The organism is Cobetia sp. ICG0124 (assembly GCF_004006355.1).
GTDB classification, from domain to species: Bacteria; Pseudomonadota; Gammaproteobacteria; order Pseudomonadales; family Halomonadaceae; genus Cobetia; species Cobetia marina.
Window position 1 is genome coordinate 422,629 of sequence record NZ_CP024893.1, and the last position, 24,622, is coordinate 447,250.

The following is a 24,622-nucleotide window of genomic DNA, read 5'->3' on the forward strand; positions in this document are numbered from 1 at the left end:
CCTCATGATCTGCCGGAGGATTCGGCCTCCTGAGCCAGCCTTGCCTGCTTGAGTTCCACTCCCCAGCGATAGCCACCGAGACCACCATCGCCACGCACCACGCGGTGGCAGGGCGTCAGCAGGGCGAGGGGGTTGGCACCGCAGGCATTGGCGACGGCGCGGCTGGCAGTGGGTCGCCCCAGAGCTTCAGCCAGTTGCCGGTAGGTCAGGGTCTCGCCGCTCAGGGTGGTATTCAGTTGCTGCCAGACACGCAGCTGAAATGCGGTACCGCGGACATCCAGCGGCAGCTCGATGAAGAGCGCCTGGCTCGTCTGTGGAGTCTCGCAGAGTGCCAGCAGGCGCGCACCGAGCATTGCATGCAGTGATTGCCCTGCCTCGTCGTCGTCAGAATTCCATCGATTCCTGGCGCTTTTCCTCTTCCTCGGCCTGCTTGCGCAGCTTCTTGCGAATCGCGGCCTTGTGGAAGCGCAGTTTCTGCTCCTGGGTTTCCAGGTTCAGTGGCGGCACCGGAACCGGATTGCCGTCCGGATCCACCGCGACCATGGTCAGGTAGCAGCTGTTGGTATGACGAATCAGGCGACCCTGGATGGACTCGGCGACGACCTTGATGCCGATTTCCATCGAGGAGCGGCCGACATGATTGACGGAGGCCAGGAAGGTCACCAGCTCGCCGACGTGAATCGGCTGCTTGAAGCGCACCTGGTCCACCGACAGAGTGACGACGTAGCTGCCGCTGTAGCGGCTGGCACAGGCGTAGGCGACTTCATCCAGCTTCTTGAGAATAGCGCCACCGTGCACCTTGCCGCTGAAGTTGGCCATGTCCGGTGTCATCAACTCGGTCATGATCAACTGGTGCTGACCGGGGAGGGCGTCATTGAGGGTGGCCTGATCAGGCTGGGTGTCATTCATGCAGGAATCCTTGATGAGCGAGTCTCATAGAAGGGTCAGCCCCAGTGAGATGATGATACCGGTCACCAGCAGCTGCACCAGACAGAACCCCATGATGTCCTTGGCCTTCAGGCCCGCGATGGCCAGGACAGGCAGTGCCCAGAAAGGCTGCAGCATGTTGGTCCAGGCATCGCCCCAGGCGACGGCCATCGCGACGCGTGGCAGGTCGGCACCCAATGCCTGGGCGGCAGGAATCATGACCGGTGCCTGAACCGCCCACTGCCCACCACCGGAAGGTACGAACAGATTGACGATACCGGCACTGATGAAGGACCAAAACGGCAGGCTCTCGGCGCTGGCGATCGACACGAATCCCTCGGAGAGGGTAGTCGCCAGTCCGGACTGCACCATGATGGCCATGATGCCGGCATAGAAGGGGAACTGGATGACGATACCGGCGCCGCCCTTGATGGCCTCGTTCAGACTGTCCAGCAGCTTGCGCGGCGTGCTATGCAGCACGATGGCCAGGAACAGGAAGCTGAAGTTGATCACGTTGAGATTCAGGCCACCGCCACGAATCACGAAGTGATCCACCAGCCAGGCGAGGCCGAACAGCCCCACGACCCAGGCGAGGATCGGTGAGTTCTCGAGACGCTCGGCGGGACGAGGCTGGTCGCTGATCTCGGTGGGCTTTTCCTCCAGCAGGGCCGGATCCACGTACACGCTTTCCTTCTCGAAGGGCATCATGGCGCGATTGACCAGCGGCATGATCAGCAGCAGCGCCGCGACGATGGCGATATTGAAGAAGGCAAAGATGGTGTCCGAGGTGGGCACGATGCCGATGCTCTCCTCGGTGAAGTGGCCCGCGGTGGCGATGGTCAGCGGAATCGAGCCCGAGATGCCCGCATGCCAGATCACGAAACCTGAGTAGGCGCTGGCGATCAGCAGCCGGTAATCCACCTTGATCATCTTGGCCAGCTGCTTGGCGAACAGTGCACCGATCACTAGTCCGAAGCCCCAGTTGATCCAGCTGGCGATCAGCGAGACGAAGGTGACCAGCATGATGGCACTGCCAGGCGTTCTGGCCAGCGAGGCGATGCTGGCCAGGCCCTTCTTCACCGGCGGCGTATTGGCGAGCATGAACCCCGAGATCAATACCAGCAGCATCTGCATGGAGAAGGTCAGCAGATTCCAGAAGCCATCGCCCCAGTAGCGCATTACCTCGGCGGGGGAGCGTTGCTCGATCAGCATGGCGGCTGCGGCCGCGACGACGGTCAACAGCAATACGAAGATATAGGGGTCAGGTAGATAGCGCTCGACCAGCTTGACGGCTGGCCGGGATAGCGATTGCAGCATGTGATGCTCCCTGTGGCTTTTTTCAGCGCCAGTGGTGACGGCGATGATGCAGATAGTAGCCGCCGAGCACGACAGAACGAACGCTGGTAAACAGCAGGAACGCCAGCCACAGGCCATGATTTCCGAAGCTCTCGAGCAGGGGCCACAGTCCGATGAATGCCAGCAGGGAGACCACCAGCGTATTGCGCATTTCACGTGTCGCCGTGGCACCGATGAAGATCCCGTCCAGCAGGTAGCTCCATACGGCCACCAACGGCATGGCGACCATCCAGGGCAGATAGGTGATTGCCAGTTGTCGTACCTCGGGCAGGTCCGTAAGCAGGGCGATCATCTGCGGGCCAAGGAGCCATAGCAGCAGGCTTGCGGCGGCGGCAGTGACCAACGAGAAGCGCGTAGCCGCCCTGACGCTGCGAGTGAAGCGCTGCCAGTCTCCCTGTCCCACGGCGCGGCCGACCTCGGATTCAGCAGCCTGCGCGAAACCATCGAGCCCGTAGGACGTGATCATCACGAATTGCAGCAGCACGGCATTGGCCGCCAGAGTCTCGTCCCCGAAGCTGGCTCCCTGGGACGTGAAATAGGCCGTGGCGCCCAATAGACACAGGGTGCGCACGAAGAGGTGCTGATTGACGCGGATCAGTACGCTCCAGGCGGACAGTGATAACAGGGCGGCGCGATCACTGTGACCCGGCATGCGGGAGAGTTGACGTGACACCAGCCACAGGCCGGCCGCCAACCCGCAGTAATCCGCGATCACACTGGCCAGGGCCACGCCATCACTGGTCATCCCCAGGCCTGGGACGAAGGCGAGATCCAGCACGATATTGAGCACATTGGTCAGCACCAGGATACCCAGCGTCACCCGTGAATTCCCCAGGCCCAGAAACCAGCCCAGTATCACGTAATTGATCAGTACGGCGGGTGCCGACCACAGGCGAATGCTGGCGTAGTCATGGGCCAGTGCGCGAGTGGTCTCGCTGGCCTCCATCAAGCCCAGGCCCAGCGAAATGAGCGGCGAGCCGAGCAGCATCAGCAGCATGCCGATGGCCAGTGCCAGCAGAATGCCCTGTCCGAGCAGCGTTCGCAGCCGGTCGTGATCGCCACGGCCATGTGCCTGGGCCGTCATGCCGGTCGTGCCCATGCGCAGGAAGCCGAAGCCCCAATAAAGGAAGCTGAACAGCACCGCGCCCAGCGTGACGGCACCCAGATAGATCGCATCTTCCAGATGCCCGACCACGGCGGTATCCACCAGTCCGAGCAACGGCACCGAGATATTGGAAAGGATGATCGGCCAGGCGAGCTGCCAGAGATGGCGGTCGGTGCGAGGTGGGGGGCAGATTGTTGAAGCACAGAACGCGTTGACGGCCCGAGCGCTTGGCCTGATAGAGCGCGTTGTCGGCCATGCTGAACAACGTGTCGGTCGACTGACTGTCGTGGGGAGCATTGGCGACGCCGGCGGAGAAGCTCAGCCCTGTCAGCTGTCCCAGGGTGTCATGCTCGAAACTTTCTTCCCGGAAGGCTTCAAGGATGGCTTCGACGCGTGCGCGTGTCACGGCAGCGCTGGCCCCCGGCATCAGAATGACGAACTCTTCCCCACCATAACGGCAGGCTTCATCCGAGCTGCGCAGCGACTCGCGGATGATGCTGGCGAGGCGAGACAGAACCTGGTCCCCCATCTCATGACCGTAGGTATCGTTGACCTGTTTGAAGTTGTCCAGATCCAGAACTACCAGTGAAAGGGGGTTGCCGATGCTGGCTTCTGCCAGTTTCTGTGGCAGCACTTCATCCAGATGCCGGCGATTGTAGAGTCGAGTGAGGGTGTCCCGACGTGCCTCATGGGCCAGCCCCTGTTTCAGTTGCAGGTCAGCCAGCGCCAGCATGATCAATTGACAGACGTCCTCTGCCAGCGGGCGGAGGTGCTCCTGACTCTCGCTGTCAGAGGGGATCTGCAGCGTGAAGTTACCGATCACCGTATCCCCGACGCTCAGTGAGTGATTGAGTACGCAGACTTCCGTGGGAGCCGTCCCCCACTGGATATGTGTCTTCTGCTGGTGATCCGCCGGATCTGCCAGTTGCAGCGTGCCCTCGCAGCCGGCGAACAGGCTGGGCAGGCGCACATTGAGCTGGGTGACGATCTCGTCCAGTCGTGAGCAGGTCAACAGGCGTTCCGAAAGATGATGGATCTGGGTGCGGCTTTCCGAGAGGCGCGACAGCTTGAGATTGGCGATCTGGAGGTCTCGTTGCGCGCGTTTGCGATCCGTGATGTCGTGCACGATCGAAAACAGCAGGGTGCGGCCATTGAGGTCAACCGGGCCTGTGAAGATCTCGACGTCACGCAGTTCGCCGTTGGCCAGCTGATGGCTGGCTTCAAAGTGGTTGTCAGTACGGTTGACCACCGAACGGATGCGCTTCGAGAGCGTCTGGCTTGCCAGCACGTTGATGCGTCCCAGGGGCATGCCACACATCTCACCGATGCTGTAGCCGTAGAAATCGGCGGCGACCGGGTTGGCATCGATGATTTCAGCCAGTTCCGGGTCGATCAGCAGCTTGATGGCGTTGCCGGTACTGAAGACTTCCTGATAGAGCGTCGCGTTCTCCTCCAGCAATTCGATGGCGCGGCGACGGTCCTCGATGTTGTTGACCAGTACCAGGGTGCGATCCTCGCCTTCAAGCGGAGTAAGGGTGACTTCCGCCCAGAACAGATGCCCGCGCGCGGTCTGCATGTGGTATTCGTCCTGGAAGTTGCCGCCCTCGCGCTGGAGTTGCCCCCAGGCACGCTTCAGGCGACTGACTTCCTCGAGGGAGAACAGCCCCCAGAGGGACTGCTGGAAGAGCTCGGCTTCACCTCTGCCCAGCAGGTTGTGCATGGCGGAGTTGGCATCGACGATGGTGCCGCTGCAATCTGCCACGATGATGCCCACGGGGGCCGAATGGTAGATGGAGCGCAGCCGTGCCCGACTGGTGATCAGGCGTTGCTGCTGTTCCTTGATCCAGTCGATATCGCTGTGAGTGCCGATCATGCGCAATGGTCGACCGTCCGGTGAGCGTTCGACGACTCTTCCCTGATCCAGAATCCACTTCCATTCGCCGCTGCGGGTCAGCATGCGATGCTCGTTGCGGTACTCGACGCTGTGCCCCTCGAAGTGTTGCTTGAGGTCTTCCAGCGTCCGCTGCATGTCGTCAGGGTGTATGCGCGATTTCCATTCGTCGAAGCTGCTGCCGATGTCCTCTTCTTCATAGCCCAGCGTGGCTTTCCACTGCGGAGAGTAGAAGACCTGATCGCTGTCCTGCTTCCAGTCCCAGACACCGGCGCCTGAACCTTCCAGCGCGAACTGCCAGCGCTGTTCCGCTTCTGCCAGCGCACTGCTCATGTCCTTGAGTCGCTGGTAGGGGTAGACCAGGCGTGAGGAATAGATGGCGTGGTAGAGCATGCCGTAGGCGGCCACCTTGTACAGGTGCCCCAGGAGATTGAAGACGTCGTGGGCAGTGGCATACAGGGTGAAGCAGAGCTCCGAGAGGCCAGTGGCAAGCGCGGCGACGGCCAGCCAGCTGATGTTGGTGCCCTCGGGCAGACGTCGGGAGCTGAGCAGCAGGATCGCGGCGATCAGGGATCCGATCGCCAGTACCCATTCGTAACCGATCTTCCACGCCGTCAGGCCGCTTCCGGGGATGAAGGTCGCGGGGAGGTAGTCAAGATGATAGAGCCCTACCCAGCTGACCAGCAGGCCAATGACAAGCGTCAAGACGAACGCCAGTGGCAGCCGGCGGCGCGTCATCGGGCGTGAGGTGATCAGGCAGGGTGCCAGCAGCGCCACGACGAAGGCCGTCCGCCCCGCCAGCCAGAAGTGGATGGCTTTCTGTACCGACGCCTCACTGACGAAGTTCGGCATGCCGTCATAGCTGAAGATATGAATCAGGTCGAAGAAGGCCGAGAGCAGAAAGGCACAGCCCATCACCACGAAGCTGACGGGGACCGTGCTGCGATGGCCCTGGAAGATGGAGATGGCCGCCATCGAGGCGACCAGTACCGCACCGATCTCAAGCAGTGAATGCGGGATGAGGTATTGCGCGACTGACGTGAAGATATCGGGGCGTGGCAGCAGGATCAGCAGCACCATCAAGACCAGCATTCCGGCCAGACCGACCAATCCCGAGGCGGGAAGTGGAGTATGGGCTTTGAAGGCTGGCATTTTCAGGGCTGACGGCAGTTGGCGTGATGACATGTGCATTCCGTGCGCGTGAAGGGGGGCAGGTGCAGGTCAGTTGCCCAGCGCTGCCGTGATGATCTGGTACTTCTCCATCAACTCTTCCTGGCTTTCCTTGTTGGCCGGGTCGAGCGGGATGCAGTCAACCGGGCAGACCTGCTGGCATTGCGGCTCATCGAAGTGGCCGACGCACTCGGTGCACAGGTCCGGGTCGATGACATAGATCTCTTCACCCGGCGAGATGGCGCCATTGGGACATTCCGGCTCGCAGACGTCGCAGTTGATGCACTCATCAGTGATGATCAGGGCCATGGTGGTGTCCTCAGCTTGTGGCGGTGTCGGCGCCGGGCGGATTGAAGTGGCTGGCAAGAGCCTCGGCCACTATCGGGTGCACCAGACGCGACACATCACCCCCGTGTCGCGAGATTTCGCGCACGATGGTCGATGAAATATAGGAGTTCTGCAGTTCCGGGGTCAGGAACAGGCTGTCGACGTGCGGCGCCTGTGCCCGGTTCATGTTGGCCAGTTGCAGCTCGTACTCGAAGTCGGATACCGCGCGCAGGCCGCGCAGAATGATACGCGCATTCTGCTGTTCCAGCAGCTCCGTCAGCAGACAACTGAAGCCGATGACCTCGACATTGTCGAGATGCGAGAGAATCTGTCGGGCAAGCTCGATGCGCAGTTCCAGTGGAAGGGCGGGTTGCTTGCTCGGGCTGTAGGCTACCGCGACGATGACCTTGTCGAACAGGCGAGCACCACGCTCGATCAGGTCGGTATGGCCATTGGTGATCGGATCGAAGGTGCCGGGGTAGACGGCAATGTTCTTGGGCATGACGAACTCGTGCTCTATCAGCGGTAGAGTGACCCGAAGGGGTTGTCGACCTTGAGAGAGACGGCTTTCGCGTATCCCGGAATGCGGATCTCGCGATCAGTGATCTCAAGCTCCGGCCCTTCCAGCACACCCTCGCCGAAGCGGTAGGTCGGCGTGAATTCACCGCGCTGCGCCTTGTCCAGATAGTCCGCCCGACGCTGCTCACAGAGGCCGCTGCGCTCACGCCAGGCCGCCAGGGCGTCGTCACCATGTCGCGCTGTCAGCAGCTTCAGCGTGACATCGGCCGACAGCACCACGCCGCTGGCGTTGTTGCCACCGAATCCCTTGGCATTGATGAAGGCGACATCGGCCGAGAATTCGCGAGCTTCGCGTCGGATGTCGAGATGGCTGTGATGCACGTCTTCGGCGATGGCATCCAGCGTCGGAATGCCCGGCAGAATGCCGGTGGTCATGCTGCCGAGTGCCGAGACCGTCTGATCACCCGCCGCGCTGCCCTGGCTGTGGCCGACGAAGGTCTTCACCGCCACGACAGGCCATGCTTCGATACCGTTGGCCCGCGCCACTTCGTTGAGCACATGGGATTCGGTCGTGCGGTTCTTCGGTGTGGAGGTGGCGTGTGCATGCACGAAACTGCGCTGGCGTACGCCTTCATCGCCGACGATGTCTCGCGCCAGCGCCACCGCCTTGCTCAGCGTGATGTAATTGCCGACGCCCGGTGCCGAGATGGACCGCTTCCAGCCATCCGCATTGACGAAGACATCCGGGACACTGCCCAGGATGCGAGCGCCGGTCTCCAGCGCCAGCTCGTCCGCCATCAGAATCACGAACTGGGTCGCTTCGGCGATGGTGAAACCGCAGTTGCGCGCAAAGGGACGGCAGGCTTTCTGGTAATCGCTGTCAGTGAGGACTTCCAGCGCATCGAGGGCCTTGAGGCTCTCGTCATCGGCCAGCGCTCCCATGCTGCGGAACCCTTCAATGACTTCCGGCGTGATGGGCGCATCCGCCGTGCCTACCATCACCACGCGACGGCGTCCGCTGCGGATGTCATTCAGGCCCAGCTTCAGGTTGTAGAGGAAACTGGCGCAGGCACCCATCGCGGCACCGGCTCCCCCGACATTGCCAAGCACATAGGCATTCAGGAAGTCGGCCGGCATCTGGGCATAGCCCAGCGGCATCTGCTTGGAGGTGGCGCGCTCGCCGGCCACGAAGGACTTCATCAGTCCGCCCCAGCCTTCAGTGTCCATCTGGCCGATCGAGTTGCCGGCATAGACGGCAATGTCGTCGGGGTCGAGGCTGTCGCGCAGCGAGTCCCAGTCAAGTCCGCTGTCGCCGAGGCAATCGCTGGCGCCGAAGATCGTCATCGACAGGCCGCGAGGGTGATGCACGCTGCGGTAGAGCTGCTCCGGCGCGAAGCCGCTGGGCAGCTGACCGGCGGCGCGGACCAGTGCCCTGCGGTTGTCCGGCAGCAGGACATCGAATTCGCCTGCCGGTACCGTGACTTCGACGCGACGATTGTCCAGCTCGCGGATCTGCCACGCGGCGGGTGGCTGCTCCGGCAGCTGGCGGCTGCGCAGGGTGAAGCTCAGGTCCTCGGTCAACGTCAGGCGTGACTGGCGGTTGGCGGGAATCCCGGCGTCATTGAAGCGTTCGTCTTCGATGCGACGAATCAGGGAATGTGCCAGTACCTGCTCTTCCAGACGAGCCGCGAGTGCCTGTGGCTCGGCGGGCTGGCCTTCGGCATCGAACCACTGACCCTGCTCGTCGCAGCGGGCGAGATTCATGAGCGATGCAAGGCCCAGCAGGGTCTCCTGGCGGTCCGTCTCCGACAGAGTCTCGAGCACCGTGCGCCGGAAGGCTTGATGACCCGAAGTCCTGCCGGCGGCGTTGACTCCGCCCATGCCGACGATCACCGGTAAGTGTGACAAGCCGCTTTCCTCGTGAAAAATGCTGTGAGTCGTTGGTCTGGGCGACGCCTCTGCGGGCATTCGTCCAAATGATGCCGCGATGATAACACCCCCTCAATACAGGCGTCATGCACCCAGAGGAATCTGCTAGAATTCCCTCGTCCATTTTCTGCTCGCCTGCCACCGGAATTCCGATGTACGCCAACTCCCGTCAGATCGACTCTCCCCAGACCGGCCCCCACGAGGACATCGAGCGGCGCGTACGCCGTGCGATGGCAAATCCGCTTCGCAAGCCAGTCGCGGAGCACACGCGTGAGGCGTTTGAACAGGCGCAACGCTGGCTGGCGGAACAGGACAAGCCCTTGTGGCTGGACAGCGGCTGTGGCGTCGGGCGCTCGACCCGCCTGCTGGCACTGGCCCATCCGGATCATGCGGTGATCGGGGTCGATCGCAGCGAGGACCGCCTCACTCGCAAGCACGGCGAGCTTCCGGACAACGCGTTGCTGGTACGTGCTGATCTCGTTGATTTCTGGCGTCTCGCACTGGCGGCAGGCTGGGCGCCGGCTCATCACACCCTGCTGTATCCCAATCCCTATCCCAAGGCGCGTCACCTCAAGATGCGCTGGCAAGGCCATCCGGTATTTCCGATCATCATGGCATTGGGCGGTCGGCTCGAGTTGCGCACCAACTGGCAGATCTACGCACTGGAATTCGCTCAGGCCATCGGTCATGCCACCGGTGTCGAGGTGACGGCAGAGGCCTTTGTCCCGCACGGCGATTATCTGACCCACTTCGAGCGCAAGTATCATGAGTCCGGTCAGGCGCTGTGGCGCCTTGAATGCCAGCTCGAGCACACGCCTGAGCGTTACCCCCTGCAGGTGTGAGGCGTGTCATGCCGGCGGCAGGTTCTGGTTGGCGATGGCGGCGTGACTGTCACGGAAGGTGTCGCGCAGTGATTGGCGCAGCCAGCTGGCGGCAGGGCCGCGGGGGCTGTCACGTCGCGAGATCAATTCGATATCGATATCGGCGGTGGCGCCCAGTGCACTCAGGTCCAGTATCGCCAGCCGCTTCTGGAAGGGCGGGTAATGGGCGATGTGGCGTGGCACCTGTGCCCAGCCCAGGCCACGTGTCGTCAGTTCCGCCATGGCATAGAAGCTGTTGAGCTGCCAGAAACGCTGTGAACGAGGAGCTTCCTGGCCGGGGCCCAGCTGCTGACGCTGACCGATCATCAATTGACGGTGATCCGCCAGATCGCTGTGGGTCGGGCTCTCGAGCTGTGCCAGGGGATGGTCGCGGGCGACGATCAGCACCTGCTCCAGTCGTCCCAGAGCCTCCCGCTCCAGTGCCATGGCGCAGAGCGGCTGGCAGAACAGGATGCCGAGGTTGGCCTCGTGCTGCTCCACCCAGCGCGCCACTTCATCCTGAGCCCCATTGAGCAGATTCAGTGTCAGTGTCGGATACTGCACCGCCATCTTTTCCAGTACTTCCATCACGGGTGGCATCTCCACCAGCGCTTCATCGATCGCCAAAGTCAGGCTGGCTTCCAGGCCCTCGCTGAGGGTGCGTGCACGGGCCTCCAGGCGTTGGCATTGCACCAGTACGCTATTGGCTTCGTGCAGCAGTGCCTTGCCTGCAGGTGTCAGGATGGGGGTACGCGGGGTGCGATCGAACAGTTCGCAGCCCAGGTCCATCTCCAGATTGGCGATGGCGGTGCTGACGGCGGACTGCGCACGGCCCAGACGACGTGCCGCGGCAGAGAAAGACCCCGTTTCCGCCACGCAACGCAGCGTCGTCAGCTGTTCCAGTGTCCAGTTCATTGCCTTGCCTCTTGCCTCGATCCATCTGAATACTAGATGGATACTAACTTTCATCCATCTCCATGACCTCTAGAATGCCTGACATATCCACCTCGCACAGCCATGCGTTCCAACAAAGAGCGATTGGCACAAGCTGGGTTGCTGGAGCTGGGCGGCATTCTGATCGTGGCCCCGCTGTCCGCCATGTTGACGGGGCATGATCTGGCGAGCATGGGGAGCCTGGCCGTGGTGATGTCCACGCTGGCCGTGATCTGGAGTACGGTCTGGAACTGGATGTTCGACCGCTGGGTACCGACTCGCCAGCGCAATATGCTTCAGCGCATCACCCAGGCACTCGGCTTCGAGCTGGGGCTGGTGCTGGTGACGGTCTTCCTCGTCGCGGCCTGGCTGGAGATCGGGCTATGGCAGGCACTGTTGCTGGACCTTGGTTTCGTGGCCTTCTTCCTTGTCTGGGCCATGATCTTCAATCCACTGTTCGACGCGGTCATGACCCGCCTGCTGGCACGCAAGGCTGCCCGTGAGCGGAAGCACCCGTCACCACATTCCATGAGGTGAGTCGATGAGTTATGTCTTTCTGGCGCTGGCAATACTGGCAGAGGTCATCGCGACCAGTGCGCTCAAGGCCTCCGAGTCCTTTTCGCGACTCGGCCCCAGCCTGATCGTGGTGGTGGGGTACGGCATCGCCTTCTATCTTCTGACGCTGGTGCTGCGGGACCTGCCGCTGGGCGTCACCTATGCGGTGTGGTCTGGACTGGGGATCGTGCTGGTCACCCTGTTCGGCGCGGTGGTCTATCGCGAGATGCCGGACCTGCCGGCGATCCTGGGTCTGGCGATGATCGTGGGGGGAGTTGCCGTCCTGCATCTGTTTTCCAGCGCCACTCCTCATTAAGCTAGAGGCATCACGGCGCCAATCCGGCTGTGACATGGATGCTCACCGACGACGTCACTGGATGCCTCATGCCTCTACTTCGCACTGCACCAACCTCTGCGCGACCTGCGTTGCTGCCCACGTTGCTCTCTTCACTGCTTCGCCCGTTCAAGGCAGCGGCACACCCCGCGGTGTCGGGAATGCCGCTGCGCTTCACGCGCTCGCTGCGCGGACTGGCCATCGCCGCCGGCGCTACCCTGGTGGCGACCGGGCCGGCGCAGGCAGCCGGGTTCGACAACCTCACTCGCCTGGCTGACAAGGGCTTCATCGTCAGTGCCCAGGCTCGCATGCTGGACACCGGCGAGACGCTGGCCTCGGTCGATCCCGGCCTGCAATTGACGCCCGCATCGTTGTCCAAGCTCTATATCGCTGGCGCGGCGCTGGACCGTTTCGGGCCGCAGTATCGCTTCTCCACACGTCTGCGCAGCACGGGCTCGATCAATGACGGCGTGTTGACCGGCGATCTGGTGCTCGAGGGCAGTGGTGACCCGGCATTGACCAGTGAAGAACTGTGGCGCCTGACCGAAGAGCTGCGCTTCAGAGGCATCCGGCGCATCGAGGGACGCCTGCTGGTCAGTCAGTGGCGTTTCGGGCCGGTGCCATGCATCAGTACCGATCGCTGCAATGCCTCGCGTCGCTCGAGCAACGCCTATGATGCGCTGCTGTCGTCAGCGGCCAGCAACTATGCCAGCTGGTGCGTGAAGGTGATGCCGGGGGCGGGCAGTCAGGCGCCGGCGCGACTTGCCAGCTGTGACACGACCCAGCCCACCGAGATCTTCGACAATCAGGTCACCACCGTCGCGGCCGGCGGAAAGAATGCCCTCAATGCGCGGCGTACCACCAGCAACGGGCGCGATACGTTGGTCGTCAGTGGCACCATCGCCGCCGACAGCCAGCCGCGCAGCATCTACCGTGCCGTGTCCAATCCGGCGCTGTATACCGGCGAGCTGATGCGCGACATGCTGGCGCGTGCCGGCATCGCGGTCACGGGCGGCGTGGACACCACCACCACGGCGCCGCCTTCCAGTGCGGTACAGCTGGGGAGTGTCGAGGGCAAGCCGATGCAGGAGCTGTTGACGCGGATGCTCAACTACTCCAACAACTTCATGGCCGACCAGCTGACATTGGCACTGGTCGGTGGCAGTCAGGCCACGCTGCGTCAGGGAGGCGCCAAGCTTGAGACCTTCGCCAGCGCGATCCCGGGTCACGGCCCGCTGACGCTGTATTCAGGCAGTGGTCTGACCTCGCAGAACCGTACCAGCGTCAATGGTCTGATCGCGTTGCTCGACAGCATGTACCACCGTCCGGCCCTGTTCCCCACTTTCGTTGCTGGGCTTCAGGCACCGGCCAATGGTCCGATGCGCTTCATTCGGCGCGGCAGCGAGACCTTCCGCAATCACGTGATGGTCAAGACGGGAACGCTCAACAATCCTGTGCCGGTGCGCGCAATCTCGGGCTACTTCCGCACCCAGACAGGCCGCTGGGGAGCCTTTGCCGTGATGGTCAACGGGCGTGCCGCCGTGCCGTATCTTTCCTGGCCGCAGGTGCTGGATCCGGTCGCGGAGGACCTGACCGCGATGATCGAGCGCAATTGATCCATCGGCCGTGACTGCATGACACGAAAGCCCCCGCCAGCTGGCGGGGGCTTTCGTCTTCATGGCCTGTGTGACAGGCACAAAAAACCCCGCCCGAAGGCGGGGTGATCCTCCACACGCCCGGCATGGCTGAGGGGAGGGCACTCGGGACGCTCGACAGGGCGTAACGAGATGCCTAGAGCATAGCGTCGTGAGGCCGCCTTGGCTAACCTCAAACAGCGTATTGCACCGCAACAATCAATGACTTGGCGCAATTTTCGAGGCAATGACGCATTTTTTCCGTGATCGGCTGCGATTCGTGGTGCGCGCCGGCATGTCAGCGGGCGGGATCCAGCAGTACGCGGCCACTGATGTTGCCGTCGATCATGGCCTCGGCACGTGCCGCGATGTCATCCAGTCCCACCGTCTCCAGCTGCATCCGCGCGTGCAGCTCGCTGGAGACCTCGGCCAGGCGTTGCCACACCTGCTGGCGACGCTCGGCATTGATCATCACGCTGTCGACGCCAAGCAATGAGACGCCGCGCAGGATGAATGGCATCACGCTGGTGGGCAGGTCGGCGCCCGCCGCGAGTCCCACGGCCGCCACCTTGCCATCGTAATGCATCTGCGCCAGCAGGTTGGCCAGTACCTGGCCACCGGCGGTATCCACGGCACCGGCCCAGCGGCTCTTCTCCAGCGGACGGCCCTTCTCCTCGAAATCGCTGCGCAGATGGACCTCGCTCGCACCCAGTGACTCGAGCCACTCACGCTGCTCGGCCTTGCCGCTGACCGCGTGGACCTCGAAGCCCTGCTCGGCCAGCATCTGCACTGCCCAGCTGCCGACCCCGCCAGTGGCACCGGTGACGATCACCGGGCCTTGCTGGGGCGTCAGGCCGGCCTCTTCGAGACGCATCACGCACAGCATGGCAGTCAGGCCCGCCGTGCCGAAGGCCATGGCCTGTTCGGCGCTCAGGTTCGCGGGGCGCTTGACCAGCCACTCGGGCTTGACGCGCATGCGCTCGGCCAGTCCGCCCCAATGACGCTCGCCCACGCCCCAGCCGGTCAGGATGACCTCGTCGCCTGGCTGGAAGTCCGGCGAATCGGAGGCCTCGACACGTCCCGCGAAATCGATGCCCGGCACGAAGGGCAGCTCGCGCACGATCTTGCCACGGCCGGTGATGGCCAGCGCATCCTTGTAATTGAGGCCGGAACGCTCGATGGCCACCGTGACAGGCAGGTCGGGTAGCTGATCATCGGAGAGTTCGACGACTCGGGCGCGTGGGGTCTCGTCGTGCAGCATCAGTGCGCGGGACATGGCAGTCTCCTCGTGATTGGCGTTGGTGTTGGCGCTCTTCCTGCGTGAAGGTGTCAGGGCGTCTGGCGTGAGACGCTCGGTCTCACAGTGCCTGCAAGCGACGCCGCGGGGAAGTCCCGAGACCTCGACATTGGGATGAGACTGACGCAACCGGGGCCGCAACCGGGGCCGCTGATCAGATGAAGCTGCGCACGGTGGCCAGGCCGACCAGGGTCATCAGCACGGTATAGGGCAGCGCCATCCATACCATGCGCCCGTAGGACAGCCGGACCAGCGGGGCGATGGCCGAGGTGAGCAGGAACAGGAACGCCGCCTGACCATTGGGGGTCGCCACGCTTGGCAGGTTGGTGCCGGTGTTGACCGCCACCGCCAGCGCATGGAAATGCTCACGACTGATGTTGCCCGCCAGGTACTCGTTCTTTACCTGAGTGATGTATACCGTCGCCACGAAGACATTGTCCGAGATGGCGGACAGCAGTCCGTTGGCGAGGAACAGCGCCCCCGCCTGGTCCTCCATCGGCAGACTGAGCACCCATTGGATGAAGGGCTGGAACAGATGCTGCTCGTGGATGACGGCGACGATGGTGAAGAACACCACCAGCAGTGACGTGAAGGGCAGCGCTTCCTGGAAGGCGCGTCCGATCTGATGCTCATCGGTGATGCCGTTGCCGGCGGTCAACAGGATGATCACCGCCAGCCCGATCAGCCCGACCTCGGCCAGATGCAGCGCCAGTGACAGGACCAGCAGGATGGCCACCACCCCCTGCACGATCAACGCTGCGCGCTCGCGCGGGGTGCGGCGCGCATCCTGGTGGCGATCATAGTCCTCGAGAATCCGGCGGACGCTGGCAGGCAGGCGTTGGCCATAGCCGAACCAGCGGCCGCGTTCCAGCAGCACGCACAGCGCAAGTCCGGCGAAGAAGGTGGGAAGGGTGACGGGGGCCATCTGCAGGAAGAAGGACAGGAAATCCCACTCGGCGGCCTTGGCGATCACCAGATTCTGCGGCTCGCCGATCATGGTGCTGACGCCCCCCAGCGCGGTACCGACGGCACCATGCATCAACAGCGAGCGCAGGAAACCACGGAAGTCCTCGAGATCTTCGCTATGGATCGCCTCGACACTGATGTCGTTGGCGTGATCATGCTGGGTATCGAAATTCTTGCCTGACGCCACCTTGTGATAGACGGAGTAGAAGCCCACCGCGATACCGATGATCACCGCGGTCACGGTCAAGGCATCCAGGAAGGCGGACAGCAGGGCGCTGGCCAGACAGAACATCAGCGACAGCCAGGTCTTGGAGCGCACGCCGAGAATGATCTTGGTGAAGGTATAGAGCAGCAACGGCTTCATGAAGTAGATGCCTGCCACCATGAACATCAACAGCAGGATCACCGGCAGATTGCGCTCCATCTCCTGCATGATGGCATCCGGGGAGGCCATGCCGATGGCGACGGCCTCGATCGCCAGCAGGCCGCCGGGTTGCAGCGGGTAGCACTTGAGCGCCATGGCCAGCGTGAAGATGAACTCGCCCAGCAACAGCCAGCCGACGATCACCCCACCCTGAGGGCCGCTGAACCACAGCAGCAGCGGATTGGTGATCAGGAACAGGCACATCAACTGCTTGTACCAGCGCGGCGATTGGCCGAGGAAGTTGCGCGCCAGTCCGTGACCGAGTGTCTGGCGTGTGTCGTGAGATGAGGAAGGCATGGGCAGTTCCCGGGCGTTGACTTGTTGTTGTTGGATGACAGTATCGGCAATGCCGCAACATCGCGGGCTTTGCTATCATCGCCGCCGTCATCGAGCGCCTGGCGGTATTAGAGCATGCTCGGTGATGAGGTCTCGGGTAGCCTTTGGTCGTGAAAACCGCGCAGCTAGCGCTGCGAGGTCGCCAGCCGGTGTGCTGGCAGCTCTCCCCGAGACGTGTTTTTGGTAAACGTCATCGTCCGATTGAAAGATCGGCCTCTGCAGCCACCGTGCTGCGTCTGCACGAGACCCGAAGATGAAATCACGGCATACCGGCCTGACCCACCTCAAGCACTCCGCGCGTTACTCTCTCAAGGGGCTCAAGGCGGCCTGGCGCAATGAAGAAGCCTTCCGGCAGGAATTGATCCTGTGCGCGCTACTCTTGCCGTTCGCCTGGTGGATCGGGGAATCGCACATCGAGTGGCTGCTGCTGGTCGGCTCCATCCTGATCGTGTTGATGGTCGAGCTGCTCAATTCCGCGGTGGAGTGCGCGATCGATCGCATCGGCCCGGAGTTTCATGAACTGTCCGGGCGCGCCAAGGACATGGGCTCGGCAGCGGTGATGCTCGGTCTGATCTTCGCGGGCCTGACCTGGGGCACGCTGCTCTACGACAAGCTGTTCGGATAGGGCATATCGCCTCCCCACTCTTCCCGCCCGTCAGCGGATCTCCCGCTGCCGGCAGACTTCCTGCCGCTGGAGTCGCTGCTCGGCCAGCAATCCGAGCACAGTCGCCAGACACTGGAGGAGGCTGCCGGCGCCGCACGGGAGCGTCTGAACGAGAGCCTGATGCAGGCCCGGAGCCTCAGCGAGATGCGCGGCGATGCCAGCTCGCCCGTGGCGACGTTTCTGGCGCTGGGGGCGCAGCAACGTCTCGAGCTCGCCCGTCTGGTCACGCTGTCGGACTTCGCTCTCGATACCCTGTGCCGTCGCCCTGAGCTTCTGGCCGAACTGATCGAGAGCGGCGAGCTTGAACGCGCCTTGCCGCCACGGGAATTGAGCGTACGGCTGACGGAGGGGCTGTCGGCCGCCGAGGATGAAAAGGCGATGCAGCAGGTGCTGCGGCGTTTCCGCCAGCTGCGCATGCTGGGCATCATCTGGCGTGATCTCAATGGCACGGGCATGTGGGACACGGCGGGCGCGGTCTCGCGACTGGCCGAGGTCTCGCTTGAAGGTGCGCTGGGGTGGCTGGAGGCCTTTCTTGAACCGCGCTATGGCCGCCCGGCAGCGGATCGCTTCGGAGAGCCGCAGCGGTTGGTGGTGCTCGGCATGGGCAAGCTGGGGGCCGGAGAGCTCAACCTGTCCTCCGATATCGACTTGATCTTCGCCTTCCCCGACAAGGGCGAGACGACGGGCGGGCGCAAGTCGCTGGATCACCAGGAATATTTCACGCGGCTGGGCCAGAAGTTGATCGCGGCGCTGGATGCGATGACCGCCGATGGCTTCGTGTTCCGCGTCGACATGCGCCTGCGGCCGCTGGGGGACGGCGGCCCACTGGTGGGCAGCTTCTCGATGCTGGCCAGCTACTACCAGGATCAGGGGCGTGAATGGGAGCGCTACGCGATGCTCAAGGCGCGTCCAGTGGCCGGCAGCATCACCGCGGGCGAGCGACTGATCGCGCATCTGCGACCCTTCGTCTACCGCAAGTATCTGGACTTCGGCGCCATCGAATCCCTGCGCGAGATGAAGGGGATGATCAATCGCGAGGTCAAGCGCCGCGGGCTCTCTGACAACATCAAGCTGGGGTCCGGTGGCATTCGCGAAGTGGAATTCGTCGCCCAGGCCTTCCAGTTGATCCGCGGTGGCCGCGAGTCGGAACTGCAGGCCACCTCACTCAAGACAGCCTTCGCGCGACTGCCCGAGCTTGGCCTGCTGCCACAGGCGGTCGTGGATGAGCTGGTGCCGGATTACGTCTTCCTGCGTGATCTTGAGCATGCCCTGCAGGCGCAGGCCGACCGCCAGACCCAGACATTGCCGCTGGACCCGCTGGGGCGCGAGCGTCTCGCGCTGGCGATGCAGCTGCCGGACTGGGAGGCGCTCACCGAGCGACTCGAAGAGGTGCGCGCTCGCATCCGGCTGCACTTCGACAACGTGATCGCCGCGCCGGAAGACGAGGAAACCGAACCGCCCGAAGGGCAGCAGGCACTCGATGAGTGGCGTGCCCTGTGGCGTGATGAGCTGACGGTGGAAGAGGGTCGGGAGCTGCTCGCCGAAAGCGGATTCGAGGCGCCCGACGAGAGTCTGCGGCGCCTGAACAGCCTGCGTCGCTCACGGGCAGTGCAGGGGATGCAGCGCATCGGTTTTGATCGTCTGGATGCCTTGATGCCCTCACTGCTGCAGGCGCTGGGCTCGGCGGCGGGCGATCCGGAAAAGCCCGGCGAGCATGATGCCAGTCGCGTGCTGGAGCGTGTGCTGCCGCTGATCGAGGCCGTGTTGCGTCGCACGGCCTACCTGGCGCTGCTGCGCGAGAATCCTGATGCACTGACGCAGTTGATGCGCCTGTGTGCGGCGAGCCCCTGGATTGCCGAGCAGCTGGCGCGCTATCCGGTGCTGCTGGACGAGCTGCTGCACCCGCACAATCTCTACTCGCCCGCCGACAAGGTGCGTCTGGCCGATGAGCTGCGCATCGCGCTGTCACGCATCCCCGAAGATGATGAAGAGGCGTTGCTCGAGGCGCTGCGCGTCTTCCGGCACGCCCAGGTGCTGCACGTCGCGGCCTCCGACATCGCGGGGGCGCGCCCGCTGATGAAGGTGAGCGATTATCTGACCTTCATCGCCGAGGTGATCCTCGAGCAGGTGCTGGCGATGGCCTGGAAGACCCTGACCCGCAAGCACGGCTTTCCGCTGGGGCGGGATGGCCAGCCGATCACCGGGGACAGTCTGAGCGGCTGCTTCGTGATCGTCGGCTACGGCAAGCTGGGGGGCATCGAGCTGGGCTATGGCTCGGATCTGGATCTGGTCTTCCTGCACGATGCCGCCAGCAAGGGCCAGACGGATGGCCCGCGCCCCCTCGACAACCCGCTGTTCTTCACCCGGCTGGGTCAGCGCATCATTCATCTGCTGACCGCGGTGACTCCGGCCGGTGCCCTCTACGAAGTCGACATGCGCCTGCGGCCTTCCGGCAACTCCGGACTGCTGGTCTCGAGCCTGGCTTCCTTCCGTGATTACCAGCTTTCCCAGGCCTGGACCTGGGAGCATCAGGCGCTGGTGCGGGCACGTGCCGTGGCGGGGGATCCGGCGCTGGCGCTGGCGTTTGAGCAGACACGTCGGGAGGTGCTGGGGCAGGCCCGAGAGACCGATGCCCTGGGCAAGGAAGTCGTCGCCATGCGCCACAAGATGCGGGATCACCTGGGGAGTTCCGCCAAGGACCGGGATGCAGGCCAGTTCCACCTCAAGCAGGATGCGGGAGGCATCGTCGATATCGAGTTTCTGGCCCAGTACTGCGTGTTGTCGATGAGTCATCAGGAGCCGGAGCTTCTGAGATGGAGTGACAACATGCGACTGCTCGAGACGCTGGAGGCCTGTGGGCGCCTGCCGGGTGAACAGGCCAGTGAACTGCGCGAGGCCTATCTGGCCTATCGCAATACCAGCCACCGCCTCGCGCTGGAAAAGCGTGGCAGCCTCATCAATCTCGAACAGGTGCCGCTCATCGCCATGCACCGCGAGCGTGTCATCGCCATCTGGCAATCCTTGCTGGGGGAGCGCGGCGTGATTAAACGCCATATCAATGCTCGCAATCCCCTGTCGCCATCCCCAAGAAAGGGTGCATCAGACAACGTTGACAGGGGAGGTCAGCATGATGGAGTGGATCGCGAATCACTCGAAAACCATCTCGGCGATTGCCAGTATCGGCTCGTTCTTCATCTGGCTGGTCTACGCACAGCTGCTGTATCACAACTTCCGTCGCCAGCGGCGCCCGCGCGTGCTGATCAATCGCGGCAAGTCCAAGGGGATCGACAGCCTGTGCATCGTCAGCAACATGAGTGCCGAATCGATCTTCATCGAGCACATCATCGCCCGGCTAGATACCAGTCATGGCAGCCTGCTGATGGATGTCACCGAGTTCGAACGCAGCTATCAGGAAGGTGACGAGCAAAGTGACAATCAGCAGGACGGCGACAGCGAACAGTCCGCGAAGGAGGCTTCCAGCAGCAGTGAATGGCGTATCTCCGATACCACGCGCCAGGGGCCGCTGGGCTCGGGCGACTTCCTGCATATCGGGACGTTCTCTGAAGTCATCGAGCGCATGGCGCGCCGCAATGGCATCTCGCTCGACGGTCACTGGCCCAGCAATGAGCAGCTGAAATTCCAGCGCCTGACGCTGAGCATCATCGGCATCTATGGCAGTGAAGACCACCCGATCGGCGTCGAGCGTGCCTTCCGTCTGCACGATGCCAATGGAGAATGTGCGCTGGTACCGGAGCGCTGGGATTCCAATCGCCTGTCATCACGCCGCCAGCGTCACAAGTTGCGCAAGCTTCTGAATCGCATCAGTGGGGAAGACATCAGCGAGCAGTCTACCTTCCAGCCCCCGAGTGACGACGAGTCGCGCGACAAGACGTCATGAGCGCGGGCGCATGAGGCTATCCTCGGATGCAGGAACGCGTCACGCCCTTTCAGCTGTTCATTCTGGTGCTGTCACTGTATGTCATCGGTGCGATGGTCGTGGATCTGATCTTCGAACTGTCGCCTCCGGTCCAGCGACTGCTGCAGTACATGGACTACGTGGTCTGCCTGTTCTTCTTCGTCGATTTCTGCAAGCGGTTCGCCAGTGCGAAGAGCAAGCGCGAGTACATGAAGTGGGGCTGGATCGACCTGCTGGCCTGTATTCCGGCAGGCCTCTTCCAGGGGGCGAGGCTGTTTCGCGTGGTGCAGATACTGCGAGTGCTGCGCGCCATCAAGTCGATGGAGATGATCTGGAAGCTGCTGTTCCGCAATCGCGCCGAGGGGGTGTTCGCCTCTGCGGCCACTGCCACGGTGCTGCTGGTGGTCTTCGGCGCACTCACCATGCTGATGGTGGAGACTCCCAACCCCGACAGCCCCATCAACACTGCCGAGGAGGCGCTGTGGTGGGCCGTCGTGACGGTGACCACCGTCGGCTATGGGGACTATTATCCCATCACCACCCTGGGGCGGGTCGTGGCCGTGCTGTTGATGGTGGGAGGCGTGGGGCTGTTCGGGAGCTTCGCGGCCTACATCAGTTCGATCTTCATCGAGGATGACAGTGAGCAGGAGGCGCGCGCGGCGCGTGCCCAGCGCGACATGACCCGCGCGCTCTATCACCAGATCAGCGAGCTGACGACCGAGGTGCGTGAATTGCGCACCCGGCTCGATGAAGTGGCGGTGATGCAGGGGGAGTCGCTGGCGGAGCGCGAACAGCGCCGTGAGGCGCTCCAGCGTGAGGTCAATGACGAGATGGCTCGGCGTCTGGACGAGGCCGGAGGCGTGCCCGGCTCAGTCGAAGTTGCGCGAGTAGAAGATCTCGAGCATTTCGCGACGCAGACGGCTTTCGATGTTGGTGGCTTCCTCGAAGGTCAGCTCGCGACGCGAGGTGCCGAAAAGGTAGTTGTCCAGCTCGAAGTCCTTGAGCAGCATCTTGGTGTGGAACATGTTTTCCTGATACACGTTCACATCGACCATCTGGTAGGCACACTTGGTGTCTTCCGCCAGGTAATCCTGGATCGAGGTGATGTCGTGATCGATGAACAGCTTCTTGCCATCCACGTCGCGGGTGAAGCCGCGCACGCGGTAATCCATGGTCACGATGTCGGAGTCGAAACTGTGGATCAGATAGTTCAGCGCCTTCAGCGGGCTGATCATGCCACAGGTCGAGACATCGATATCCAGACGGAAGGTGCTGATGCCGTTGTCCGGGTGGGACTCAGGGTAGGTGTGCACCGTGACGTGTGACTTGTCCAGATGGCCGACGACCGTCTCGGGCAGCGGGCCCGGGCCCGGCTCCGTCTGGGCGGGGTCCGTCTCTTCCAGCTCATGCTCGGCGATCAGGATGGTCACGCTGGCACCATGCGGCTCGTAGTCCTGACGTGCGATGTTCAGCACGTGGGCACCGATGATGTTGGTGACATCCTTGAGTATCTGGGTCAGGCGCTCGGCGTTGTAGAGTTCATCGATATAATCGATATACGCCGTACGCTGTTCTTCGGTCTGCGCGTAGCAGATGTCGTAGATATTGAAGCTCAACGAACTGGTGAGGTTGTTGAACCCGTGAAGGCGGAGTTGATCGCTCACGTCCAGGCCTCCTTGAGATGGGAGGGTGGTATGACATCCGATGCGCCGAGGAGCGACCGGGAAGACAACCGGTTTGAGGGGCGTATTATGCACAGGCAGGGCTGACACGCCAGCGTCAATTCCCGTCGAGCGTCGCTCGCTGGCGTGAGTAGAGGGGGAGTGCCGGGAGATGATCAGGCGGCGCTGTCGATGACTTCGTAGGAGTGCGTGATCTCGACGCCACCGGCGCTGAGCATCAATGACGCGCTGCAGTACTTTTCGGCGGACAGCTCCACGGCGCGTTTTACCTGTGCTTCCTTGAGGTTGTAGCCCGTGACCACGAAGTTGACGTGAATGCTGGTGAAGACGCTGGGCACGCCATCGGCGCGCTCGGCCGTGAGGTCTGCGCGGCAGTCCGTGACCTGCTGGCGGGCCTTCTCGAGAATCTGGATGACGTCAAAGCTGGTGCAGCCGCCCAGCCCCATCAGCAGCATCTCCATCGGGCGCGGGCCGGTGTTGCGTCCGCCATTTTCCGGATTGCCATCCATGACGACGCTGTGGCCGCTGCCGGATTCCGCGAGGAACTGGCGACCATCGGTCCACTTGATGCTGGTGTTCATTGCCATGACGAATTCTCTCCCTTCGGTGAATCAATGAGCGTTGCGCATCAGGCGTGCCGCGCGATCGGCCAGAGCGGCCAGCTCATCGTAGTCGTCGAGGTTGATCTCCGGCGTCTCGCCATTGGCCAGTCGCAGGCCTCGTGCCTCGCACTCGGAGGCCAGGCGCAGTGACAGCGCCGGGGTCAGCACCTCATCCAGCCAGTGGGTGAAGGAGATCAGTTCGGGGCAGAAGGCCAGACCTTCACGCAGATGGCCGAGGAAGCGTGGCATCAGCGTCAGATAGCGTGGCTTGGCGTCGCGCAGGGTCAGACGCGCGAAGATGCCGAGAATCTTGAGATTGCGCTGCACCCCCATGCGCTCGACGCTCTGACGATACGCGAGCGGGCTGGGGGCCGGCAGGCCAGCGGCGGCATAGCGTGGCAGGGCGGCAAGGCGGGCCTGTTCGATCCAGCGCGCCATGGCGGGCTCCGGCCAGCGCCAGTGGCGGTCACGCAGCAGCGAGATCAGGTCGTAGTTCTCGGGGCCGATGACGGCATCCTGGAAATCGATGATCCACAGCGTCTCCCGCGACTGGCCGGCATCGGCATGCAGGAACAGGTTCTGGGCATGGAAGTCGCGGTGCACGGTGACGAGAGGTTGCGCGCGCGCGGCCGTCAGCAGCTGTCCGCAGAGCGTTTCCCAGGCGGCGTAGCGGCGGTCATGCGGCATGTCGAGCAGCTGCCCCAGACACCATTCGGGGAAGAGGTCCATCTCGGCCTTGAGGCGCGCATCGTCATAGGCGGGCAGGTCGGCCAGCGGCAGTTCATGCAACTGCTCGAGCAGGCCGATGGCCTCGCCATAGTAGTGGTCGGCGTGTTCGGTGCTGGTCAGGGCCGTCATCAGTGGCGTATCACCGAGATCCTCAAGCTCCAGAAAGCCTCGGGCGTCATCGAAGGCGAAGACCTCGGGCAGGGGCAGGCCGGCCTCCCGCCACTGGCGAGCGATGGCGACGAAGCCATGGCTGTCCTCCTTTTCCGGCGGTGCATCCATCAGGATGCGGGGCGACATGCCGGGGGCGCTCTCATCGAGATGCAGGCGGAAGTAGCGACGAAAGCTGGCGTCGTCGGCCACCGCGCTCATGCGGACGGCGTCGGGGGCGAGGTCGTGGCGTGCGGCAGCCCAGGCGTGGAGGGCCTGACGGCGGGCGTCGGATGTCATGGGGCGGGGCTCCTGTCGG

19 protein-coding genes and 3 pseudogenes are annotated in these 24,622 nt (G+C 63.1%); 8 read left to right on the forward strand and 14 right to left on the reverse strand.

The window, feature by feature from the left end; translation table 11 throughout:
* Positions 1 to 2 precede the first annotated feature (2 nt).
* From CU110_RS02005 to CU110_RS02040, 8 genes and pseudogenes are all read right to left on the reverse strand, one after another.
* Entirely contained in the window at positions 3 to 353 is a 351-nt protein-coding gene (locus CU110_RS02005; protein ID WP_127734409.1) for a methylated-DNA--[protein]-cysteine S-methyltransferase, read from the reverse strand.
* 31 nt (positions 354 to 384) lie between these two features.
* Positions 385 to 909 (reverse strand): acyl-CoA thioesterase, encoded by a 525-nt coding sequence (locus CU110_RS02010; RefSeq protein WP_077378016.1) that lies wholly within the window; start codon positions 907 to 909, stop codon positions 385 to 387.
* A 24-nt stretch (positions 910 to 933) separates the two neighbouring features.
* Complete coding sequence (locus CU110_RS02015) at positions 934 to 2,244, reverse strand: short-chain fatty acid transporter (protein WP_084207851.1); 1,311 nt, start codon at positions 2,242 to 2,244, stop codon at positions 934 to 936.
* A 22-nt stretch (positions 2,245 to 2,266) separates the two neighbouring features.
* Positions 2,267 to 3,580: an MATE family efflux transporter gene (locus CU110_RS02020; protein ID WP_240665528.1), complete on the reverse strand. Its 1,314-nt coding sequence runs from the start codon at positions 3,578 to 3,580 to the stop codon at positions 2,267 to 2,269.
* A gap of 22 nt (positions 3,581 to 3,602) precedes the next feature.
* Positions 3,603 to 6,470, reverse strand: a pseudogene (locus CU110_RS02025) (MASE3 domain-containing protein); the annotation flags it as partial.
* Positions 6,471 to 6,500: 30 nt separating this feature from the next.
* Positions 6,501 to 6,758 carry a YfhL family 4Fe-4S dicluster ferredoxin gene (locus CU110_RS02030; protein WP_077378030.1) on the reverse strand — a complete coding sequence of 86 codons (258 nt, stop codon included), beginning with the start codon at positions 6,756 to 6,758 and terminating at the stop codon, positions 6,501 to 6,503.
* A 10-nt stretch (positions 6,759 to 6,768) separates the two neighbouring features.
* Positions 6,769 to 7,278, reverse strand: coding sequence for a pantetheine-phosphate adenylyltransferase (gene coaD / locus CU110_RS02035; RefSeq protein WP_077378212.1), 510 nt, complete (start codon positions 7,276 to 7,278; stop codon positions 6,769 to 6,771).
* A 17-nt stretch (positions 7,279 to 7,295) separates the two neighbouring features.
* The gene (locus CU110_RS02040; protein WP_127736646.1) at positions 7,296 to 9,176 is read right to left on the reverse strand and encodes a beta-ketoacyl synthase; all 1,881 of its coding nucleotides are present in this window, start codon (positions 9,174 to 9,176) and stop codon (positions 7,296 to 7,298) included.
* A gap of 200 nt (positions 9,177 to 9,376) precedes the next feature.
* Here CU110_RS02040 and CU110_RS02045 point away from each other — a divergent pair, with 200 nt between their 5' ends.
* Positions 9,377 to 10,066 (forward strand): SAM-dependent methyltransferase, encoded by a 690-nt coding sequence (locus CU110_RS02045; protein WP_084207854.1) that lies wholly within the window; start codon positions 9,377 to 9,379, stop codon positions 10,064 to 10,066.
* Between the two features lie 6 nt (positions 10,067 to 10,072).
* Here the strand turns inward: CU110_RS02045 and CU110_RS02050 are convergent, their stop codons facing one another.
* Positions 10,073 to 10,999 carry a LysR family transcriptional regulator gene (locus tag CU110_RS02050; RefSeq protein ID WP_084207855.1) on the reverse strand — a complete coding sequence of 309 codons (927 nt, stop codon included), beginning with the start codon at positions 10,997 to 10,999 and terminating at the stop codon, positions 10,073 to 10,075.
* A gap of 102 nt (positions 11,000 to 11,101) precedes the next feature.
* Between CU110_RS02050 and CU110_RS02055 the strand changes: the two genes are divergently transcribed.
* The 3 genes from CU110_RS02055 (at position 11,102) to dacB (ending at position 13,522) form a co-directional block, all read left to right on the forward strand.
* Positions 11,102 to 11,554, forward strand: a complete 453-nt coding sequence (locus CU110_RS02055) for a PACE efflux transporter (protein WP_077378043.1) — start codon at positions 11,102 to 11,104, stop codon at positions 11,552 to 11,554.
* Between the two features lie 4 nt (positions 11,555 to 11,558).
* Positions 11,559 to 11,888 (forward strand): multidrug efflux SMR transporter, encoded by a 330-nt coding sequence (locus tag CU110_RS02060; RefSeq protein ID WP_077378046.1) that lies wholly within the window; start codon positions 11,559 to 11,561, stop codon positions 11,886 to 11,888.
* A gap of 179 nt (positions 11,889 to 12,067) precedes the next feature.
* Complete coding sequence (gene dacB, locus CU110_RS02065; protein ID WP_084207856.1) at positions 12,068 to 13,522, forward strand: D-alanyl-D-alanine carboxypeptidase/D-alanyl-D-alanine-endopeptidase; 1,455 nt, start codon at positions 12,068 to 12,070, stop codon at positions 13,520 to 13,522.
* A gap of 316 nt (positions 13,523 to 13,838) precedes the next feature.
* Here the strand turns inward: dacB and CU110_RS02070 are convergent, their stop codons facing one another.
* Complete coding sequence (locus CU110_RS02070; RefSeq protein WP_077378051.1) at positions 13,839 to 14,816, reverse strand: MDR family oxidoreductase; 978 nt, start codon at positions 14,814 to 14,816, stop codon at positions 13,839 to 13,841.
* Positions 14,817 to 14,991: 175 nt separating this feature from the next.
* Complete coding sequence (gene nhaB, locus CU110_RS02075) at positions 14,992 to 16,524, reverse strand: sodium/proton antiporter NhaB (protein WP_077378054.1); 1,533 nt, start codon at positions 16,522 to 16,524, stop codon at positions 14,992 to 14,994.
* A 292-nt stretch (positions 16,525 to 16,816) separates the two neighbouring features.
* Here nhaB and CU110_RS02080 point away from each other — a divergent pair, with 292 nt between their 5' ends.
* From CU110_RS02080 to CU110_RS02095, 4 genes and pseudogenes are all read left to right on the forward strand, one after another.
* Complete coding sequence (locus tag CU110_RS02080; RefSeq protein ID WP_077378057.1) at positions 16,817 to 17,188, forward strand: diacylglycerol kinase; 372 nt, start codon at positions 16,817 to 16,819, stop codon at positions 17,186 to 17,188.
* Positions 17,189 to 17,299: 111 nt separating this feature from the next.
* Positions 17,300 to 20,254, forward strand: a pseudogene (glnE, locus tag CU110_RS02085) (bifunctional [glutamate--ammonia ligase]-adenylyl-L-tyrosine phosphorylase/[glutamate--ammonia-ligase] adenylyltransferase); the annotation flags it as partial.
* Positions 20,255 to 20,537: 283 nt separating this feature from the next.
* Complete coding sequence (locus CU110_RS02090; protein WP_240665445.1) at positions 20,538 to 21,125, forward strand: hypothetical protein; 588 nt, start codon at positions 20,538 to 20,540, stop codon at positions 21,123 to 21,125.
* 26 nt (positions 21,126 to 21,151) lie between these two features.
* Positions 21,152 to 21,778 (forward strand): annotated as a pseudogene (locus CU110_RS02095) (ion transporter); the annotation flags it as partial.
* A gap of 234 nt (positions 21,779 to 22,012) precedes the next feature.
* On the opposite strand, the gene speD reads toward CU110_RS02095, so the two are convergent.
* The 3 genes from speD to CU110_RS02110 form a co-directional block, all read right to left on the reverse strand.
* Complete coding sequence (gene speD / locus CU110_RS02100) at positions 22,013 to 22,807, reverse strand: adenosylmethionine decarboxylase (RefSeq protein ID WP_077378071.1); 795 nt, start codon at positions 22,805 to 22,807, stop codon at positions 22,013 to 22,015.
* Between the two features lie 173 nt (positions 22,808 to 22,980).
* The gene (locus CU110_RS02105) at positions 22,981 to 23,406 is read right to left on the reverse strand and encodes an OsmC family protein (RefSeq protein WP_077378074.1); all 426 of its coding nucleotides are present in this window, start codon (positions 23,404 to 23,406) and stop codon (positions 22,981 to 22,983) included.
* 30 nt (positions 23,407 to 23,436) lie between these two features.
* On the reverse strand, positions 23,437 to 24,603 hold the full coding sequence (locus CU110_RS02110; RefSeq protein WP_127734416.1) for a phosphotransferase: 1,167 nt from the start codon (positions 24,601 to 24,603) through the stop codon (positions 23,437 to 23,439).
* Positions 24,604 to 24,622 lie beyond the last annotated feature (19 nt).

Coding starts and splice junctions, on each gene's coding strand:
- CU110_RS02055 (WP_077378043.1), top strand. CDS start 11,102: ATGCGTTCCAACAAAGAGCGATTGGCACAAGCTGGGTTGCTGGAGCTG.
- CU110_RS02045 (WP_084207854.1), top strand. CDS start 9,377: ATGTACGCCAACTCCCGTCAGATCGACTCTCCCCAGACCGGCCCCCAC.
- CU110_RS02105 (WP_077378074.1), bottom strand. CDS start 23,406: ATGAACACCAGCATCAAGTGGACCGATGGTCGCCAGTTCCTCGCGGAA.
- CU110_RS02040 (WP_127736646.1), bottom strand. CDS start 9,176: ATGGGCGGAGTCAACGCCGCCGGCAGGACTTCGGGTCATCAAGCCTTC.
- CU110_RS02005 (WP_127734409.1), bottom strand. CDS start 353: ATGCTCGGTGCGCGCCTGCTGGCACTCTGCGAGACTCCACAGACGAGC.
- CU110_RS02030 (WP_077378030.1), bottom strand. CDS start 6,758: ATGGCCCTGATCATCACTGATGAGTGCATCAACTGCGACGTCTGCGAG.
- CU110_RS02110 (WP_127734416.1), bottom strand. CDS start 24,603: ATGACATCCGACGCCCGCCGTCAGGCCCTCCACGCCTGGGCTGCCGCA.
- CU110_RS02070 (WP_077378051.1), bottom strand. CDS start 14,816: ATGTCCCGCGCACTGATGCTGCACGACGAGACCCCACGCGCCCGAGTC.
- CU110_RS02090 (WP_240665445.1), top strand. CDS start 20,538: ATGAGTGCCGAATCGATCTTCATCGAGCACATCATCGCCCGGCTAGAT.
- CU110_RS02010 (WP_077378016.1), bottom strand. CDS start 909: ATGAATGACACCCAGCCTGATCAGGCCACCCTCAATGACGCCCTCCCC.
- coaD (WP_077378212.1), bottom strand. CDS start 7,278: ATGCCCAAGAACATTGCCGTCTACCCCGGCACCTTCGATCCGATCACC.
- CU110_RS02050 (WP_084207855.1), bottom strand. CDS start 10,999: ATGAACTGGACACTGGAACAGCTGACGACGCTGCGTTGCGTGGCGGAA.
- CU110_RS02015 (WP_084207851.1), bottom strand. CDS start 2,244: ATGCTGCAATCGCTATCCCGGCCAGCCGTCAAGCTGGTCGAGCGCTAT.
- dacB (WP_084207856.1), top strand. CDS start 12,068: ATGCCGCTGCGCTTCACGCGCTCGCTGCGCGGACTGGCCATCGCCGCC.
- CU110_RS02080 (WP_077378057.1), top strand. CDS start 16,817: ATGAAATCACGGCATACCGGCCTGACCCACCTCAAGCACTCCGCGCGT.
- nhaB (WP_077378054.1), bottom strand. CDS start 16,524: ATGCCTTCCTCATCTCACGACACACGCCAGACACTCGGTCACGGACTG.
- CU110_RS02060 (WP_077378046.1), top strand. CDS start 11,559: ATGAGTTATGTCTTTCTGGCGCTGGCAATACTGGCAGAGGTCATCGCG.